Annotated in this window: 21 protein-coding genes; all 21 read left to right on the forward strand. The window is 66.0% G+C overall.

Annotated elements, in window-relative coordinates; genetic code table 11:
* Positions 1-41 precede the first annotated feature (41 nt).
* The 21 genes from BBSC_RS09875 (at position 42) to BBSC_RS09970 (ending at position 16,469) form a co-directional block, all read left to right on the forward strand.
* Complete coding sequence (locus BBSC_RS09875) at positions 42-593, forward strand: hypothetical protein (protein WP_033519150.1); 552 nt, start codon at positions 42-44, stop codon at positions 591-593.
* Positions 594-603: 10 nt separating this feature from the next.
* Complete coding sequence (locus BBSC_RS09880) at positions 604-1,551, forward strand: phage major capsid protein (protein WP_033519151.1); 948 nt, start codon at positions 604-606, stop codon at positions 1,549-1,551.
* Positions 1,551-2,120 carry a head fiber protein gene (locus BBSC_RS09885; RefSeq protein WP_033519152.1) on the forward strand — a complete coding sequence of 190 codons (570 nt, stop codon included), beginning with the start codon at positions 1,551-1,553 and terminating at the stop codon, positions 2,118-2,120. Before BBSC_RS09880 ends, BBSC_RS09885 begins: the two co-directional genes overlap by 1 nt.
* Positions 2,121-2,139: 19 nt before the next feature.
* Positions 2,140-2,634 carry a hypothetical protein gene (locus BBSC_RS09890; RefSeq protein WP_033519153.1) on the forward strand — a complete coding sequence of 165 codons (495 nt, stop codon included), beginning with the start codon at positions 2,140-2,142 and terminating at the stop codon, positions 2,632-2,634.
* Positions 2,631-3,065: a DUF6093 family protein gene (locus BBSC_RS09895; protein ID WP_033519154.1), complete on the forward strand. Its 435-nt coding sequence runs from the start codon at positions 2,631-2,633 to the stop codon at positions 3,063-3,065. The genes BBSC_RS09890 and BBSC_RS09895 overlap by 4 nt, the downstream gene beginning before the upstream one ends.
* The gene (locus tag BBSC_RS09900) at positions 3,062-3,445 is read left to right on the forward strand and encodes a hypothetical protein (protein ID WP_231648976.1); all 384 of its coding nucleotides are present in this window, start codon (positions 3,062-3,064) and stop codon (positions 3,443-3,445) included. Before BBSC_RS09895 ends, BBSC_RS09900 begins: the two co-directional genes overlap by 4 nt.
* Entirely contained in the window at positions 3,442-3,822 is a 381-nt protein-coding gene (locus tag BBSC_RS09905) for a hypothetical protein (protein WP_033519155.1), read from the forward strand. Before BBSC_RS09900 ends, BBSC_RS09905 begins: the two co-directional genes overlap by 4 nt.
* Positions 3,823-3,878: 56 nt before the next feature.
* Positions 3,879-4,409 carry a phage tail tube protein gene (locus tag BBSC_RS13990; RefSeq protein ID WP_033519156.1) on the forward strand — a complete coding sequence of 177 codons (531 nt, stop codon included), beginning with the start codon at positions 3,879-3,881 and terminating at the stop codon, positions 4,407-4,409.
* A 5-nt stretch (positions 4,410-4,414) separates the two neighbouring features.
* Entirely contained in the window at positions 4,415-4,678 is a 264-nt protein-coding gene (locus tag BBSC_RS13995; protein WP_161787657.1) for an Ig-like domain-containing protein, read from the forward strand.
* A gap of 95 nt (positions 4,679-4,773) precedes the next feature.
* Positions 4,774-5,295 (forward strand): hypothetical protein, encoded by a 522-nt coding sequence (locus tag BBSC_RS09920; RefSeq protein ID WP_033519158.1) that lies wholly within the window; start codon positions 4,774-4,776, stop codon positions 5,293-5,295.
* Between the two features lie 62 nt (positions 5,296-5,357).
* Entirely contained in the window at positions 5,358-5,678 is a 321-nt protein-coding gene (locus BBSC_RS09925; protein WP_051923170.1) for a hypothetical protein, read from the forward strand.
* A 16-nt stretch (positions 5,679-5,694) separates the two neighbouring features.
* Entirely contained in the window at positions 5,695-9,033 is a 3,339-nt protein-coding gene (locus tag BBSC_RS09930) for a phage tail tape measure protein (RefSeq protein ID WP_051923169.1), read from the forward strand.
* Positions 9,033-9,821, forward strand: a complete 789-nt coding sequence (locus tag BBSC_RS09935; protein WP_033519159.1) for a hypothetical protein — start codon at positions 9,033-9,035, stop codon at positions 9,819-9,821. The genes BBSC_RS09930 and BBSC_RS09935 overlap by 1 nt, the downstream gene beginning before the upstream one ends.
* A 3-nt stretch (positions 9,822-9,824) precedes the next feature.
* Positions 9,825-10,970 carry a hypothetical protein gene (locus tag BBSC_RS09940; RefSeq protein ID WP_033519160.1) on the forward strand — a complete coding sequence of 382 codons (1,146 nt, stop codon included), beginning with the start codon at positions 9,825-9,827 and terminating at the stop codon, positions 10,968-10,970.
* Positions 10,967-11,572 (forward strand): hypothetical protein, encoded by a 606-nt coding sequence (locus BBSC_RS09945; RefSeq protein WP_033519161.1) that lies wholly within the window; start codon positions 10,967-10,969, stop codon positions 11,570-11,572. The genes BBSC_RS09940 and BBSC_RS09945 overlap by 4 nt, the downstream gene beginning before the upstream one ends.
* Before the next feature lies 1 nt (position 11,573).
* Entirely contained in the window at positions 11,574-11,933 is a 360-nt protein-coding gene (locus BBSC_RS09950; RefSeq protein ID WP_033519162.1) for a hypothetical protein, read from the forward strand.
* Between the two features lie 10 nt (positions 11,934-11,943).
* A complete protein-coding gene (locus BBSC_RS14000; protein ID WP_156102373.1) occupies positions 11,944-12,117 on the forward strand; it encodes a hypothetical protein in 174 nt (57 codons plus the stop codon).
* Positions 12,114-14,312, forward strand: a complete 2,199-nt coding sequence (locus BBSC_RS14005) for a right-handed parallel beta-helix repeat-containing protein (RefSeq protein WP_081892904.1) — start codon at positions 12,114-12,116, stop codon at positions 14,310-14,312. Before BBSC_RS14000 ends, BBSC_RS14005 begins: the two co-directional genes overlap by 4 nt.
* Positions 14,313-14,331: 19 nt before the next feature.
* Entirely contained in the window at positions 14,332-14,646 is a 315-nt protein-coding gene (locus BBSC_RS09960; protein WP_033520093.1) for a hypothetical protein, read from the forward strand.
* A gap of 147 nt (positions 14,647-14,793) precedes the next feature.
* The gene (locus BBSC_RS09965) at positions 14,794-16,089 is read left to right on the forward strand and encodes a GH25 family lysozyme (RefSeq protein WP_034535431.1); all 1,296 of its coding nucleotides are present in this window, start codon (positions 14,794-14,796) and stop codon (positions 16,087-16,089) included.
* 83 nt (positions 16,090-16,172) lie between these two features.
* Positions 16,173-16,469, forward strand: a complete 297-nt coding sequence (locus BBSC_RS09970) for a phage holin (RefSeq protein WP_033517264.1) — start codon at positions 16,173-16,175, stop codon at positions 16,467-16,469.
* Positions 16,470-16,556: the final 87 nt, after the last annotated feature.

Below are 16,556 nucleotides of genomic sequence, written 5' to 3' on the forward strand. Positions count from 1 at the left end.
TTTTCTTATGCCCGCATGCCGGGCGGAAAAGGAGAAAGGCCATGGCCGAGGAAAACACCGAGACCGACGATCAGAACACCACGGTCGCGAAACCCGAACCGCCGGCACAGTCCGACGAGGGAGGACAGAAGCCGCCGTGGGAGCGCGACGGCGAGGACTTCAGCCCGGAAAAGGCGTGGAAGCTTATCGAGAACCTGCGTTCCGACAACGCGAAGCTCAGGGAATCCAACGAGTCGAGCAATGCGAAGCTGCGCGAGATCGAGGATTCCAAGCTCACCGAGCAGGAAAAGCTGCAGCGCGACCTGAGCGAGGCGCAGGCGCGTCTAGCCGAGGCCGACCGGGCGAAGGCGTGGGCCGACGCCCGTTCCAAGTGGCCGCAGCTCAAGGAAGAGGATTTCGACCTTCTCGGCGCGGCGACGCCCGAGGAGATCGCGGACAAGGCCGCGAAGCTCGCGGCGCGCATCCCCGCACAGGCGGCGGACGGTGCGGACCAGAAGAACATCAACCCGATACTGCGCGCGAAGCCCACCGGCGGCGGCGACCCCACCGTCACCGAGAACGCCGACTGGCTGCGCGACGCACTCACCAAGTAAGGACAAACCAATGGCTGACAATTTCGACAGCACCATCGGCCGTACCGACCTCGGCACGAGCCTCATCCCCGACGAGATCTCCCAGGAGATCATCCAGACCATGCCCGAATCCAGCGTGATCCTCACCCGCGCCAAGCGAGTGCCGATGAGCTCCGCGAAGAAGACCCAGCCCGTGCTCGCCACCCTGCCCGAAGCGTACTGGGTCAACGAGGGCGCGCTCAAGCAGACCACGAAGACCGGCTGGGAGGACGTGTCCATCACCGCCGAGGAACTCGCCGTGATCGTCCCGATCCCCGATTCCGTCGTGGACGACGCGAAGATCAACCTGTGGGACGCCGTCAAGCCGCTGATCGCCGAAGCGTTCGGCAAGAAGGTGGACGCGGCCGCGATCTTCGGCGTGGACAAGCCCGCCGGATGGAACACCACCGACATTCTTGCCGGCGCCACCGCCGCCGGCACGAACGTCGCACAGGGCACCGGCGCCGACCTCGCGCAGGACGTCGCCAAGCTCGGCGAAACGCTGAGCAAAAAGGGCTTCGCCGTCAATGGCTTCGCATCCCAGCCCGGCCTGAATTGGCAGCTCGTCGGCCTGCGCGACGCGAACGGCCAGCCGATCTACACGCCGAACCTGACCCAGGGCGCTCCGGCCAGCCTGTACGGCTACCCGCTCAACGAGGTCAAGAACGGCGCGTGGGACGCCACCAAGGCCGTGCTGCTCGCCGCCGACTGGAGCAAGTTCGTCGTCGGCGTCCGCCAGGACATCACCTACCAGGTGTTCGACCAGGGCGTCATCTCCGACGCGGACGGCAAGGTGCTCTACAACCTCATGCAGCAGGACTCCAGGGCCCTGCGAGTCGTCATGCGCGTCGGCTTCCAGGTCGCCAACCCGGTCACCCGCATCGCGGACAAGGGCACCCAGTATCCGGCCGGCTTCATCACTCCGAAGGCGGGCAAGTGATGGCCAAGCAGATACGATTCGTTTCCCAGCCCGCCATCATCGACGGACAGGACGTCGCGGAGGTCGCCGCGTTCGACGACGCCGGCAACCCCGTCGACATCACAGGCGGTTCCGCGACCCCGACGCCGGGCCCGGTCGGCGCGGGAATGCTCCTCGCGGGCACCGGCGTGACCGTGACCCGTGACGACGATACTCAGGCGCTCACCATCGGTCTCGCGGCCAAGGGCGTGACCACAGGACTGATCGGCGATACCGCCGTCACCAGCGCACAGCTGCATGATGCGTCCGTCATCCCCGCCAAACTCGACGCGACGCTCACCGCAAAGCTCGCCGGACTCAAGGACGACGGTTCCGTGGCCGACGGCAAGGTAGGGGCCAGCGCACTCACCGACGCCGCGAAGGCCGCGCTTGCCTACACGCTGCCGGCTGCGACCGACAAGGCGTTGGGCGGCGTCAGAAAGGGCGCTGCCGTGCCTAACCTCGCGGCCGACGCCCCTGCGGCGGACATAGCGGCAACGGTCAACAGCCTGCTCGCGCAGTTGCGCGCCGCCGGCGTGATCGCCGCCTAGCGTCGAGAGGAGGCAGACGATGGCAGCACTCCCCCCGTTTGCCGACGAAACGGCCCTGGGCGAATGGCTCGGCGAGGACATCACCGACGAAAAGGACGTGAAACGCGCCCAACGGTGCCTCCGCGCCGCATCGAACCGCATCCGCCGGTACACGAAGCGCAGTTGGGTCGACGAGAACAACAAGCTCGTCGACCCGCTGCCGGAGGACATCGAGGATGTGACGCTCGCCTGCGCCGGCAGGTTCTATTCGAACCCGGAGGGCGAGACCTCATGGTCAAGGCAGATCGACGACGGCATGGACGGCGGCAGCAGAAAGGTCGACGAGGCCGGCCTGTATCTGACCGCCAGCGAAATGCAGACACTGGACGACCTGATCGCCGACCAATCCCCCCTGATCGGCGGGTTGGGAGTCATCTCCACCACACGGGACGAACATGCCAGTCTCGACATGCTCCCCTACTGGTTCGACGATGACGACTCCCCCGGATTCCTGAACGCGAAGGTGAGCCGATGAATGGCGCGTTCCGCCCCGCCAGCCTAAAACGACTGCGCGGTTTCGCCGAATCGCTGATGACGGACACGTATCGCATCAGCCGGTACACGGGGGAGACCACGGTGGACCCCGATACCGGGGTCGGCACGCCCGTGATGAGACCGGTCTACGAGGGCAAGGGCAAGCTGCAGACCTCGGGAGGCGAGGCGTCCGACAGGGTGAGCGCCACCGGAGCGTCCAGCAACGTCGGTGGCAACGTCGCCGAATGGGCGCTCTACCTGCACCTGCCTATGAGCGCGACCGGCATTCGGGGGAAGGACATGGCCGAATGCACGGCCAGCCATGACCCCGAACTGGTCGGCCGCCGCTATCGTCTGGTCAACATGCAGTCCGAGAAGACGCACGCGACGGCGCGACGCTGGAACGTGCGCGAGATCCCCAGGGAGGAATGATGACGGGCATCGACATCGACGTGTCCCAGGTCAAGGAACTGGCCGCGAGACTCGCCGCCATACCCGAGCGAAAGCACGCCAGAATCGCCGCATCGGTGAAGAAGGGCGCGCAGAACATCAAGACCGCGATACAGGACGACGTGGCCGGCTCGTCCAACGAGGCCATCGCCCGCATCCCCATCGCCTATGAGATGAAGGATACGGGGCTGGTGGTCGAAGCGGACATCGCGCCACGATCGGGCGGCGCCGGCAGCCTGGCCAACCTCGCGTTCTTCGGCACGTCGAAAGGCGGCGGCACCCACCGGTTCTACGAGCATGGCGAAGAGGAACTGGATGCCACCGCCCGATATGTGAAGGAGGTGGCATCGGACCTGCTATGAACCATCTCGAAGCCAAAAGCCGCGTCATGCAACTCATGCCCGACATGCCCGGCTGGCCCGTCCACTGGAACACGGCCACCGGTCCGGCGCCCCCGTGGATCGTCGTCCGGCTCCTGAACGCCGGCATCGCGTTGAATGAGGCCGTGAACGTCACCTGCCGCGTCTGGGAGCTGGACATCCGCGTGGTCGGAGCGGACGAGGACGGCGTGAACATCGCGTGCGAACGCCTGCAGGACGCGTTCGACGGACGGCATCCCGACGGGATGGCCGCGCTCGTGCCGTACAGGGATTCCGGCGTGTACGCGTCGGAACTGACGGATCCAAGAACGGGATGCGCGTATGTGATGCGCGTCCTGTCATGGCGGGTCGGCGCCTAGCCGGCCCGCAACCCATTGCAATAACCGGCATTCTTTTTTTTGAAAGGACACACATCATGCCGAACAATGTGAACGCGCATCTGGAGGACGGGCGCGTCAAGACCGTCGCGGTCAAGTCGATCGCCGACGTGAAGGCGCCGACCCTCGCCGAACTGACCGCCGACGGGGCGGTCGACCTGTCGTACTGGCTCACGTCCGACGGGTGGAAGCTGACCCACTCGCAGGACATGATCGACGACGACAGGGAGGGCGCCGCCGCCGTGGGCCAGATCCCCGGACAGGAGAAGTACACGGACGGCACTATGCAGGTCCTCGACAACGTGAACGTGATGAACGGGAACACGCCCGAGTCGAACGACGCGGTCGAACAGCTCGTGCAGGGCAGCAAATGGTACATCGTGCGCCGGCGCGGCGCCGACACCGATTCGGCATGGAAGGAAGGCGAGAAGGTGTCGGTGTTCCCGGTGACCATCGGCATCCGCACCCCGGTCGCCCACGCCGCCAACCAGCGCCAGCTGAGCACGATCAGCTTCAGCGCCGACCCCGCGTCGCGGGACGAGACCGCGGTCATCGCCCCAAAAGCGTGACGTCGGTGACGATCACCGCCCCTGACGGCGACACGCCACCGACGAGCGTCGAAACCGGCAGGACCATCACCTTGGCCGCGACCGTCACCTACGAGGACAAGACCACCGGCCACGACGTGGCCTGGGCGTCCAAGGATCCGACCATCGCGACCGTCGCCGACGGCGTGGTCACCGGCGTGAAGGCCGGCACCGCGCGCATCAGCGCGTCGGCCGGCACCGTCACGTCCACCGACCTGCGGGTCGGCGTGACCAGTCCGGCAAACCCCTGACCGGTCCCCATGCTTCCCCGCGCGCTTCCGTTTCCCTTCCCGCGCGGGGAACCTTTTAATCGGGAGAAGGGGAATATCGGAACGGGAGAACACCAATGGACATCACCATAACCACGCCCACCGCACGACAGGAGATCGTCACCGACCTCGACGCGTTGCGCCAGTGCATCGACGCCGCGAACCGGCTCAACGATCTCAAGGACGAGTCCGGACGCACCGAAGCGGAAGCCGCGGCAAGCCGACGCCAACGCGACGCGCTGACCGTCCGATTGCGCGAACTGGCCGACCGGGTGCGCGAATCCACGATCACGCTCACCCTGCACGGCCTGAAATCCAACGAATGGAACCAGATCGTCCTGCAATGCACCACAACCGAACACGGACAGACCACCAAGGACCTGCCATTGCTGCTGAGCCTGAGCCTGCCCGCCATGGTCGACGGCCTGACCGACGCGCACGGCAAGCCGCTCGACATGGACCGCGACGAAATTCAACGCCTTGCGAAAAGCCTGACCGACACGCAGTCATTGGAACTCCTGCAGACCATCCAGACGCTGAACACGCCGGCCAGCGCACTCCCAAAAGAGATCCTGACCATGCTCGGCTCGGTCGACTAGCCGACCTGATCGCAGCCAACCCATGGCTGCGCATGAACCTCGAATGCGCGAGGAAACTCGGCATGTCCCTCAAACGATTCCAAGGATGGACACCCACCCCGGCTGATCCCGTGGAATGGGACGGGACCGAACAGGCGTGGATGCTCGCCCTGAACGTTTACGAAAGCGGATTGTGCCCGTTGTGCGGCATGAGCGTGGACTTCTGCCACGACCAGGACAAGGTCGAACATGCGTACCGGGGCGCGCAGGTCGAACTGTGCTTCGTGAGCCAACTGCGCGAACAGGCCATGCGCGACTATGAGGCGTCCGGCAGCGTCGACACGCACGCGCAGACCACCAGCCTCATGCCCAGACCCCGGACCAGCGAAAACCAGCAAGAATAAATGAAGGAGCGTGGCGATGGCCCTCAACGAGAACATCATGATCCGTCTGATGGCCGACACCAGCAACTACACGACCAAGATGGCCGCCGCGTCGAAACAGGCCGGCCAGTTCGGCAGCGCGCTCGAGAAACCCATGACCACGGGCGAGCGATTCGCGGCCGGCGCCACCAAGGCCGGTCTCGCGGTCGGCGCGCTCAGCGCGGCCATCGGCGTCGCCGCGGTCAGCACGTTCGCCCAGTTCGACGCGGCCATGAGCACCGTCCAGGCCAACACCGGCGCCAGCGCCGACGAAATGGGCCAACTGCGCCAGGCGGCCATCGACGCGGGCGCCAACACCGTCTACAGCGCGTCCGAGGCGGCCGACGCGATCAACGAGCTCGGCAAGGCCGGCATGAGCACCGCGGACATCCTCTCCGGCGGACTCGACGGCGCGTTGGATCTCGCCGCATCCGACGGCATGGCCGTCGGCGAGGCGGCCGAACTCATGAGCTCGGCGATGGCCCAGTTCAACTTGACAGGCAAGGACGCGGGCAAGGTCGCCGACGCATTGGCCGCAGGCGCCGGCAAGGCGCAGGGATCCGCCCGTGACCTCGGCTACGCGCTGCAACAGAGCGGCATGGTCGCCAATAGTTTCGGCATCAGCATGACCGAAACCGTCGGCACCCTCACCAGCTTTGCGAATGCCGGCATGGTCGGCTCCGACGCCGGCACCTCATTGAAAGCCATGCTCATCTCCCTGGCGAACCCGTCCACCAAGGCCCGGAACCTGATGGAGGAACTGGGCATCAACGCGTACGACGCGCAAGGCAAGTTCGTGGGACTGTCGAACCTCGCCGGCCAGCTCCAGGACAAAATGAGCGGCCTGTCGCAGGAACAGCGCAACCAGGCGTTGGCGACGATCTTCGGGACCGACGCCATCAGGGCCGCGAACGTGCTCTACAACGAGGGCGCCCAGGGCATCGCCGAGTGGACCAAGAAGGTCAACGACTCCGGGTACGCGGCCGAGCAGGCCGCCGCGAAGAACGACAACCTCAAGGGTGATCTGGAGAACCTGTCCGGCAGTTTTGAAAGCCTGATGATCAGCATCGGATCCGGCGCCAACGGGCCGCTGCGCAAGGCCGTGCAGATCACGGACATGCTCGTGGACACGTTCTCGAGCATGCCGGCCCCGGTCCAGCAGGGCGCCGTCCTGCTGGGCATGGCCGCGGGCGCCGCGGCCGGACTGCACAAGATGTTCGGCAGCCTGACGACCAGCTCCAGCGGATTCGCGCGCACCATGAGCATGGTCGTGGATCCGGTGGAACGGTTCAAGTCCGCAGGGGGAGCGATCTCCTACGGCGGGCAGGCCATCGTCGCGGCCTTCGGGTCCGCGGACCGGCAGATGCAGGTGTTCGGCACGACCGTGAGCCGCACGCAGGGCGTCATGACCGGACTGCGCAGCATCGGCGGCAGCATCGTCGACCTGATGGGCGGCCCATGGGGCATCGCCCTGACCGCCGCCGCCGGACTCCTGACATTGTGGGCGCAAGGCGCGCAGGAAGCCAGCAACGCGGCCAAGGACGTCCAGTCCGCGTTCGAATCGTCCGGCGACGCGACCGAAGCGCTCGTCGACCAGGCCATGAATATGACGTTCACGACCGGCGGGATCCTCGACTGGTTCAAACGCATTCAGGTCGACGCGCAGAACGTGCCCGACCTGCTGGACAAGGTCGGGTTGAGCGTTTCGGACATGGTGTCCGCCGCGGAAGGCGACGCCGGCTCGCTGGCGAAGGTCAACGAGACGATCAAGGAACTGTCCAAGTCCGCCGGCACCGGAGCGTTGCGTTCACAGGCGCTGCAAAGGGTCCTCGACCAGCTGACCGACGCGTACGAGACCGGCAGCGACGCGGCCAAAACCAAAAAGGACGCGTTGGACGACCTGAACGCGGCCACCGGGGAGAACACCGACGCGTCCAGCGAGAACGGCGACGCGCAATCCGAGAACGCGCAGGCCACCCAGGAGGCCGCCGACGCACAGTCGATCCTCGAGGACGGCATGGGCGCGACGACCAAAGGCCTCGACGACCAGGCCGCCTCGCTCGGCGAGGTCGTCGACGCGTTGAACACGTACTACGGGTTCGCGCTCAGCTCGTCGGACGCGATGATCGGCCTGTACGACTCGTTCGACAAGGCCACCGAATCGGCGCAGAAGAACGGCGCCATACTCGACATCAACACCGCCCAGGGGCGCGCGAACCAGAGCGCGTTGAACGATCTGGCGCAGGCGGCCGGCAAGGCCGCCGAAGCGCAGGCGCGCAACGGCGAGGGCATGGACGCGATCAACGCGACGCTCGACACCGCGCGGGAACGCTACATCGCCGCCGCGCGGGCCATGGGCATGACCCCCGAAGCGGCAGACGCGGCCGCGAACGCCGCCGGCTTGACCCGGGAACAGTTCGACAGGCTCGCCAACAGCGTCAATCAGGTGCCCGACGACAAGCAGGTCAACGTCACCGCCAACGACGATGAGGCGAAAACCCGGTTGGGCGAACTCGGCGTGACCGTCCAGACCCTGCCGAACGGCGAAGTCAAGATCACCGGCGACAACACCGACGCGATCAACAGCATCGCCATGGTCAACGGGATCCCCGTGGACCCGAAAACCGGCACCCTCACCCTCGACAGCAACCAATACCAGATCGCACTGGCATTGGCCAACGGGGCGACGATCGACCCGAAAACCGGATACCTGATCGGCGACGGCAGCGACCTGTTCAACAAGGTCGCCCAAGCCAACGGATGGAAGATCGACCCGAAAACCGGGGTGATCTCAGGCGACGACGGACCGTTCAAGGCCGCCGCCCAAGCGGTCGAGAACCAACAGATCGCCGGCAAGACCGTGAGCATCGGCGCGGACGCGTCGGGGTTCTGGGGCACCGTCAACTCGATCCTCGGACAGGTGTTCCACGTCAACGTCGGCGCCGACAGCAAGGCGCACGGCGGGATCATCGGATACGCGACCGGCGGGCGCATACCCCGCCTCGCCGCGGGAGGCCCATCGGGCCTGCTGGGCGGGATCGGCTCCGCGGTATCCGACTCGAACCTGATCTGGGCGTCGCGAGGCGAATACATGATGAACGCGCGCGCCGTGGACCATTACGGAGTCGACTGGATGGACTCGGTCAACGCGATGCGATACAAGCCCGACACGAAGGTCATGCCCGCACCACCCTCCCATACGGAGCAAAGCGCGGCGCCGGTGACCTACGTGTCGAAAACCGCGAACATCATCATCCAGGGCAACGGCAAGACCGACCGCGCCCTCGCGCAGGAGATCCTGCAGACCCTGCGCGTGAACGGATACGGAGGCGACTGATGCGCGTGACCATCACCACCCTCGGCCAACCGGAACTCCGGCTCTCCATGAGGGACGACTCGCCCGCGAACCGGCCCGACTCGCCCATCGGGCCCATGGTCTGGCTCGACCGGCATCCATTGGACGGCTGGTACGACGGCGTGGACCTGAAAACCCAGGCCGCGGACAATCCGGCAGGCGACGGACTATACATGCCCGCGCGCCTGCTCATGGCCGAACGCGTCGTCACCATCAAGGGCCATCAGACACGCAATCCCCATGACGAGGGATCCTCGATCGGCGACATGCGACTGCGCGACCTGCTGCGCGCACTGGTAGGCCAACCGGTCACCCTGAGCGTGGCCGACACGATGGGCGTGCGCGAGGCCACCGGCTACGTCAGCTCGAAAATCATCTCCGGCGACGAAAACGAAAACTACGGGCTCCTTCGGTTCGCGATCATCCTGACGTGCCCGGATCCGCTCGTCTACTCCAACCCCGTCACCTATCAGGCCAGTGGCAGCCGGATTATGGCGGAGAACAACGGGACCGCCGCCTCATGGCCGGTATTGGCGGTATCCGGCTCGCCGAAACGGATCGTGGCCTCGTTGGACGGCCGCCGGGTCGACTGGCGGTTCGACGACAGGCCGGTGCAGGCCGCGGAACTGGACTTCGCGACCATGATCCCCACCATCGGCACGGTGAGCAACGACGACGGATTCCAGATTCCGCCAGGACGCCACACGATCTCGGTCACGGTGCAGGGCAGCGCGGACGTCGCGCTGCGCGTACGCAACGCATGGAGGTGAACCATGGAACAGATCACATTGCACGCGTACAACGGGCTGACCGGCCAGCACATCGGCCGCCTGCCCTACACCGCACTGTCCGCTCAGGATTCGATCAGCGACGAAGGGTCGATGAGCGCCACCATCCCCGACTGCAAACAGCTGCGCCTCATCCCCGACCTGGACCCGTACCTGCACGACTGGGGAACGATCTACGCGGCGCACATGGGCGAACGCATCCTGCACGCCGGCTACCTGACCTCCCATAGCCTCAACGACACAAGGGATGAGCTGAACCTGACGATCGGCGGCGGATTCACGATCCTCAACAAACGCAAGGTCCTGAACATCGCCCTGCGGGATTCGTGGCGCGACGGCGAGGTCCTGATCGACGAGGACCATCCGCCCAAAGCATGGCGCCTGACCGCCACCGGCACATACCGCGACCTGATCCGCGCGCTGATCGCGGAAACCATGAAATGGGGCGACCTGCCATTCGTCCTGCCGGACGTGGAGGGCGGGACCGCGCACGAACGCAACTGGGACGGCTGGCAGTTCACCAGCACCTGGGATGAGATATCGGATATCGCCGATCTGGAGGACGGGCCCGAAATCCGCGCCGACCCCCTGATCGACACCGAGGGACGCCTGCGATTCCAGGTGCGCGTGGGCACGCCCGAGATCATCGACCAACCCTATTGGACGTGGAACCGGCTCGCGCCCGGCCAACGGGCCATCCTCGACGCGACCGACTGCGACGGGGGCGGCCTGACCGGACAGCATTACATGGTCGGAGGCCGCTCCGACGACAAAACCCTCGTCGCCAAAGCCGACGGACACGAGCTGACCGACCACGGCTGGCCCCTCCTGCAATCGTCGGACTCGTCGCACTCGACCGTGACCGTGCTAAAAACACTGCAATCCTACGCTCGGGCCGCCATCCTGCTCGGCGACACCGACCAGTCCACCCACGGGCTGAGGGTCGGCCTCGAACACGACGTGCACGTCGGCGACCACGCCCGCCTGCGCGTCACCCACAGCAACCCCGACACCAACGAACGGGACCTGCTGCTGGACGAGACCATCGACCTGAAAATCACGGACGTCAAATGGGATGCGGCCAGCGAATGGCTGACCCTGCAAACCAGACCAATCAAGGAGAGCGCATGAAATACCGGTCAGGCACGATCGACAATGCGCAGGTCATCCGCCGCATCAACCAGCGCACGGCCCGCCGCCTCAACAATGCGCTCACCTCCGAAGGCACCCGCCCGTTCCAATCGGTCGAGAAGCTGACGCGGACGCAGGCGGACCTGCAGGCGCTGGTGGGTGCGAGCCTCAACGTGATCGCGGACGACGATGCAGTGGAGGGTTTCGGCCCACCGACGGCGGAGTGGACCGCGTTGTGCACGGTGCGGGTCACGGTGCCGGCGGGTAGGTCAGTGAGCGCGGTGCAGGCCACCGGCAGCATGACCATGACCGCCAAAAGCACGGATGTGGAGACGGGCTGCGTGCTGCGACTATTGGTCAACAATCGGCAGGTCGCGTCCGGGGTCATGTCTCGCGAGAACGCGGAGGCCGACCAATGGGACGGCCTCGTGAGCGGGGTGATCAATCTGAACAATCTCAAGCAGGGCGACGTGATCCCCGTCACCCTGCAATATCGGGCCACGACCCCCGCGGACTGGCCGAAACAGGAGACGAACACGGCGGATCTGACCGTGCAGGCCGCGTTCCCGCCCGCCACGGCGGCGCGTGAAAGGGGTGAGTGACATGCCAGTGTACGGCAAGGCGGTCAAGCGCCGCGACAAAAGGTTCATCCGCGGCGACACGCAGCGGTTCGGGGGTCATTGGCGGCAGCGCAACGTGCGCACCGGCGAGTCGTGGGACGTGAACCTGTCCGGCTGGAGCGGCGTGATCGAACTCCACGGTCTGGATGACGAGTTGTGGTATTCGGTCGCATGCACGGAGATGAGCGCGGACGGACGGGCGGTGGCCACGATCCCGCCTGACGCGTTTATGGGAGCTCAGTGGGATTCGCGTCGGCATGGCACATGGCGATGCCGGGTTACCAGTCCGGATGGCGGCACGGTCAAAACGATCGGCTGGGGCTACTGGATCCTCACATTCTAAGGAGCACGAGATGACCGCTATCACTCCGCGCATGCTGGACATGGCGTTGCGCGCCTGCGCACGGGAGGACCCGCGCCTGTACTACTCGTCGGATCTCGACGGCGGTCATGCCGACGCGATCATCGACGGGGACATCGACCTGACGCGCCTGTGCGCGCATATCAACAGTTTTGAGGAGGCATGATGATCGGCGAGGACATCGTTGATTTGCGCGAGGGCATCGACCCCGGACCCATGGGTCCCGTGGGCCCGCAGGGGCCCATGGCGGCCGAGACCGCTACGCAGGACGAGGCGGTCGCGGGGTTCGTAGCCGGCGAGGAGACCGCGACCTCGCTGGCGGTGTTCACACGCGCGGACCGCGTGTACGACACGGTCGCGGCCATGAAGGCGGACCGGTTGCTGCGCGCGGGCATGGGCGCGCGCACGCGCGGCTACTACACTCCCGGTGACGGCGGGGCCGGCATGTACAAGATCGCCGACGAACCCATGCATGACGCGTCGGATATCCGTGACATGCGGCTTGTTTCGGGACGATACGCGACTCTGCTGGACGCGGACAACATCCGCAAGCTGGGCGCGAAGGGCGACGGCGCGTCGGACGACACGCTCGCGTTCCAGGGGGCCGCGAAGGCGGGCCTGCCGTGCCTGTACGTGCCCGAGGGCGTCTACGTGCTCTCCGACACGATCCGGTTCACGTCCCCCGTGCGCCTGGTCGGAGCCGGTTCGAACCTGTCCGTGCTGCGCACCGAACTGGATCTGCCCGTGCAGGTCGACAAGGCCAAGCTCATCCTGTGCGGCTCCGACACGCTCATCGCCCATTTGGGCTTCCGCCTGCACAATCCGGGCGACTACGCGATAGGCGTCTACCACGGGTCGCATGACGTGACCGTAACCCGCTGCCACGCGATCTCGGGCGCGCTCGTCCAGGCCAACGCCGACAAGTGGCTGACCGTGCGGCCGGACGGCGCGGAGATCACGGGCAGCATGTGCGAGCGGATCACCGTCTCCCATAACCGGTGCGACAGCTTCGGCGACGGGACCGAGAAGAAACCGTCGGCGCAGGCGGCGATCAATTTGAAATACTGCTCGAATAGCACGGTCGAGTCCAACGTGATCGACAACGCGCTGCTCAAATGGAGCGGGATCCAGTGGTGGGGCGGTGACGCCGACCCCAAGAAATACGATCCCGCGCTCCCCGTCGATAGCGCCCAGTTGGCGCGCAGCGTGCCCAAACCCTGCCACGACATCAGGATCGTGCGCAACACGGTGCGCAACTGCGGCGGCAGCGGGATCTGGGGCACGTGGACGCGCGGCGTGCTCGTCGAGGGCAACACCGTGTCCGATTGCTGGGACAACAACATCGGCAACGAGGGCAACGACAGGATGACCACCGTCAACAACCGCGTCATGTCCACGAACGGGGTGTGCTGCTACGCGGTCGCGTGGAGGGTCGACGAGCAGATCGTGGCCAACAACACGTTCGAGGGCGGCGGCGACCGGCCGTGCACGTTCATGGTCTCGTTCTCCAACCCCCTGCCCTGGGACTCCAGCTGCCCCACCGGCGTATTGGAGGGCAACACGTTCGTCAGCACCGGATCGGCGAACTGGTCGCTGGAGATCGGCGACAGCCTCAACCTGCACATGATCTCCGGCAACACGTTCCGCGACTCGTGCCTGCGCCTGGCATGCGACACGCCCAGCATGGGCGTCAGCATCCACGACAACGTGTTCCTCTACCAGCGCCACTACGGGCCGCTGTCGGACACCTGGTATCCGTCCAACCAGGACGGGCACCCGTCCATCCACGCGTACGCGATCCTCGAGATCGGCTCGGCCCGCGGCGGCCGCGTGTCCGTCAAAGGCAACCGGATCGTCGACAACGCGGCGCGCACGGACTCCATGCCGTGCATCCTGGTCGCGCCACTGTACGGCGACGACACGAGGGACGCGGCCACCGACAACCAGATCGTCCTCGAGGGCAACATCGTGCGCAACGCCCTGCCCGCCGCCCAGTCCGGCCCCGCCTACGCGCTGCTGACCAAGTCGGACGGCGGCGTCAAGAGCGTCCTGGTCGAGGGCAACGTGGCCGACGTGCACGGGCCCGCGGTCTACCAATGGGTCGACCACGTCGCCGACAAGCCCAACAGCGCCAAAACATCCGAGGTCGTCTACCAGATGGGCTTCAACCGCAAGGCCAACCACAGGGACCCCTACTGGATGTCGTACGCCAGCGTCAAGAAGGAATACGCGCACATGGCCAACTGCCTCATCCCGATCAACAACAGCACCACCGGCAGCGGACAGGGAGCCCTCGACTACAACCTCGTATGGATCTCGTGGCAGCGCACCACATTCAAAATCCCACTCACCATGATCTGACAGTCAGGAGACCCATATCATGCCCCCACTCGTCCAGCAGTTTCTCGACTGGCTCATCCCCGCCATGTGCGGGGGCGCGGTCACGGTGCTCGCCTTGGCCTGGCGGTGGGGCACAGCCATGATCAACGGGATGCGCGAACTCCTGCTGTGCAGGCTCGAGGACCTGCGCCGCGAAATGGTGTACGACAACCACGGCATCGCCGACGACGACCTCAAAAGCCGATCACAACGCCTCTACGACAGCTATCACGCGCTCGGCGGCAACGGGCACGGCACCGCCCTCAACCAAGACATCCAATCAGCGCCCATCGCCGACCGCAAGGAGTCACGTTGATACCACTACTGATACCACTCGCATGGCTGACCGGTCTCCTGATCGTCGTCCTGTTCACGCACGGCGCGGACCCGCGCCGATAGTTTTTGGCCCCGCGAAACCCGCGGGGCCAAACCCATATCCAAACCCCCTTTTGAGAGGAGACAGATGATCCACAACAAAAACAAGCCGCTGGGCCGTCGGCCGGCCGCGTGGCTCGCCGCACTGCTGGCAATGCTCATGGTCGTGGCCATGCCCGCGCCGGCGATGGCGGACAGCGGCGTGGACGCGTCCAACTGGCAGGGCTGCATCACCGACACGCGCGCCGATCAGGCCAAACGGGCCGGAGCGAGCTTCGCGTTCATCAAGGCGACCGAGGGCGCGGGCTACACGGACCCGCAGGCCGACTGCAGCATGCAGGGCCTCAAAACCGCCGGCGTGCGGCGCGGCGTGTACCATTTCGCCCGCCCCGACCTGGGCAATTCGCCGGAGGCCGAGGCCGACTGGTTCAACAGCCAGACCCGCGGATACATGCACGACGGTGTGATCCCGGTCCTGGACTGGGAACCGGGCGGAGCGTACAACGCGTGGACGTGGTGGGCGTTGCGCTGGTTGCAGCGCGTCGAGAGCGCGTGGGGCGTCAAACCCATGATCTACATGTCCGCCAGCGTGATCCGGTCGGGCGACTGGAGCAACGTGGCCGGATCGGACTACGGACTGTGGGTCGCGGGCTATCCGCGCGGCTACGCGGGCGAGCGGCTGCGCGATCCCGGCAACGTGCCCTACAGCGTGGCACCGTGGAGTTTCGCGGCCGCGTGGCAGTACTCGTCCACGGGCAGCGTGGCCGGCATCGGCAGCGCGATCGACGTCAACTGGTTCTACGGCGACGCCGGCACATGGGCCAGATACGCCGGCGGCGACTCCACGCCCGGCACCAACGCCAACCCGATGCCCGCGAAACCGGCGCAAAACCCGCAGCAGGGCGCACCCACCGGCGACACGGACACGCTCGCCCGAGCAGTCATCCGCGGCGACTACGGCAACCTGCCCACCCGCCGCCTCCTGCTCGGCAACCGCTACCGTGAGGTCCAGGACCGCGTCGACCAGCTCCTCGCCAACACCACGCCCGCCGGCGACACCAATGGCGGGACGACCAGCGTGACCGTCCAGCCGGGCGACACCATGAGCGCCATCGCCACGCGCACCGGCCTGTGGCCCCTGTCCGCATGGCAGGCACCCTCGGGCGACCTCAACAGGATCTGGCCGGGACAGGTCGTCACCTACAACGGCGGCGGCTCCGCCGCCGCCAGTAGCGTGCCGTCAGCGGGCCGTACCGTCACCGTGCGTGCCGGCGACACCCTCACCGGCATCGCGGCACGACTTGGCATCGGCTACACGCAGCTCACCGGCTACCGCAGCGGCGACCCCAACGTGATCTACCCCGGCGAAGTGCTGCGCTATTAAGAGTCATCACGCCGGAATCCAGTGGCCTCGGAAGCATATACCTCCGAGGCCACTGGATTCGCTCAATAGAATCGAGAATGACAATGTCCGACACCAACACCGACAACCCCACGCCAAACATCGACACCTCCACATGGGGGCCGACGGTCGACGTGGACCTCACGCCACCCGCATGGCTCATCCCCAACCGACTCTACGACGTGCTCAAATGGCTCGCCATGCTCGTGTTCCCCGCACTCGCGGTGTTCACGCGCACGATAGGCCCCGCATGGGGTCTGCCCCACATGGACGCGATCGCGACCACGCTCGCCGCGCTCGGCGTACTATGCGGCGCGATCATCGGCATCAGCGCCATCAACGCCCACATCAGCAGCAAGTAGACCCCACCCAAACAAAGACGCCCCTCACCCCTCCGATCACGGAGAGGTGAGGGGCGTCTTTCGCGTTATACGGGGAGTCTACCGTTC

The organism is Bifidobacterium scardovii JCM 12489 = DSM 13734 (assembly GCF_001042635.1).
In the GTDB taxonomy this organism is placed as follows: Bacteria; Actinomycetota; Actinomycetes; order Actinomycetales; family Bifidobacteriaceae; genus Bifidobacterium; species Bifidobacterium scardovii.